Origin of the sequence: Mycobacterium asiaticum, from assembly GCF_001668675.1 — a bacterium.
Taxonomy (GTDB): Bacteria; Actinomycetota; Actinomycetes; order Mycobacteriales; family Mycobacteriaceae; genus Mycobacterium; species Mycobacterium asiaticum_D.
In genome coordinates, this window is record NZ_LZKQ01000126.1 from 1 (window position 1) to 1,147 (window position 1,147).

Sequence of the window (1,147 nt, forward strand, 5' to 3'; positions counted from 1 at the left end):
CCTCGGGCTGGACCCGCAGGTCTGGCAACGGCTGGCCGACACCGTCGACCTGATCGTCGACCCGGCCGCCCTGGTCAACCACGTGCTGCCGTACAGCGAGCTGTTTGGGCCCAACGCTTTGGGCACCGCCGAACTGATCAAAATCGCGCTGACCAGCAGGCAGAAGCCCTACACCTACGTGTCGACGATCGGGGTGGGCGACCAGATCAAGCCCGGCGAGTTCACCGAGGACGCCGACGTCCGGGAGATCAGCGCCACCCGCGCCATCAACGACAGCTACGCCAATGGGTACGGCACCAGCAAGTGGGCCGGCGAGGTCCTGCTGCGCGAGGCGCATGATCTGTGCGGTCTGCCGGTCGCGGTGTTCCGCTGCGACATGATCCTGGCGGACACCACCTACGCCGGTCAGCTCAACGTGCCGGACATGTTCACCCGGATGATGCTGAGCCTGGTGGCTACCGGGATCGCCCCGGCCTCGTTCTACGAGACCGACGCCGAGGGCAACCGGCAGCGGTCGCACTACGACGGTCTCCCCGTCGAGTTCATCGCCGAGGCGATCTCGACACTGGGCGCCCAGAACGTCGGCGAAGGGTTCCAGACCTACCACGTCATGAACCCGTACGACGACGGCATCGGGATGGACGAGTTCGCCGACTGGCTGATTGAGGCCGGCAACTCGATTCAGCGCATCGCCGACTACGGCGAGTGGCTGCAGCGGTTCGAGACCTCGCTGCGCGGCTTGCCGGAGAACCAGCGGCAGGCGTCGCTGCTGCCGCTGCTGCACAACTACCAGAAGCCCGAGAAGCCGATGCGGGGCTCGCTCGCACCGACCGACCGGTTCCGTGCGGCCGTCCAGGACGCCAAAATCGGTGCGGACAAAGACATTCCGCACATCACGCCGCCGATCATCGGCAAGTACGTGAGCGATCTGCGGCTGCTCGGCCTGCTCTAACCTGCTCTGGTCCCGTCGCCAGTCCCCCAACCCGGGGGGCTGGCGATCGGCGTTTTCGGGGGTTGGGGCGCGCTTTTCCCCCGCGAGCAGACACAGAATCGCACTGCGCGGGCCGCAATCCCCCTTTGTCAGGCTGGTTGTGAGTCAGTTGCTACCAGCGTTAGGGAGTGGGTTGTGTCGATCGGTGCGGGTTTT

Annotated in this window: 1 protein-coding gene; it reads left to right on the forward strand. The window is 66.0% G+C overall.

Translation table 11 applies throughout. The features are described from left to right. On the forward strand, positions 1-952 hold a 952-nt coding region (locus A9X01_RS10915), incomplete at its 5' end, for an SDR family oxidoreductase (protein ID WP_172832487.1). Between the last annotated feature and the right edge of the window lie 195 nt (positions 953-1,147).